At 41.6% G+C, this 754-nt stretch carries 1 protein-coding gene; it reads right to left on the bottom strand.

The genetic code is table 11. The features are described 5' to 3' along the window. Positions 1-754: fibronectin type III domain-containing protein (locus RCF13_RS08920; RefSeq protein WP_308141072.1), on the bottom strand; the 754-nt coding region annotated here is incomplete at both ends.

The raw sequence follows: 754 nt of genomic DNA, 5'->3' as shown, positions 1-754 counted from the left end.
GATATCGCTTCCTGCTACAGGGCCCTCTCCTAGATTTACTTCCGGTGTTTCAGCACGCAGGTCTAGCACTTCCAATTTTTCAGGATCGTATGTGACAACGATTTCTCTTGTAGCTGCACCATCCTTTTTAGGAGCTACTATGACGAAATTAAACATATTGTCTTTTTCAACGTTAATCGTAATTTCAGGAATTGTATTTTGTTCTAGTAGTTCTGTCCATTCACTTACGCCACCATCATTTTTAGAACGAACTCTATATCGATGTCTCGTATTTGGTTCTAATTTTACATGCTCGTAGCTGCTGTTGCTTAAATCATAAATAATCTTCTCATCCACTTCAATATCGTATGCCTTTGCATTTTCAACTGCATCCCAAGTGAGTTTCATTTCATTGGTCGTAGCAGTAGCTTGTAAATTGGTTGGAACCGCTGGAGGTGTCATAATTGGTACCACCGTACTCCAATCACTCATACCGCTCCATTCGCTCACTACACTGTTGTTTTTCGCACGAACACGATAAGTATGCAGCGTATTCGGCAGTAGGTTCTCATGTACAAAGCGCTGTTCTGAGCCTACATCTATCAGGTTTCCGTCTGCTTCTATTTCATAAGCAGTAGCCCCTATAACAGCATCCCAAGTTACGGTGATACGATTGCTTTCTGCTGTCCCATTAATATTTGAAGGAGTTCCTAATAAAGTGGCTACCGTTACGGATTCGCTCCACTCACCGACAAAACTTCCACTTTTTGCTCTT

The organism is Stenotrophomonas maltophilia group sp. RNC7 (assembly GCF_030910085.1).
Classification (GTDB): Bacteria; Pseudomonadota; Gammaproteobacteria; order Xanthomonadales; family Xanthomonadaceae; genus Stenotrophomonas; species Stenotrophomonas sepilia.
This window is presented reverse-complemented; position numbering and strand designations above follow the sequence as displayed.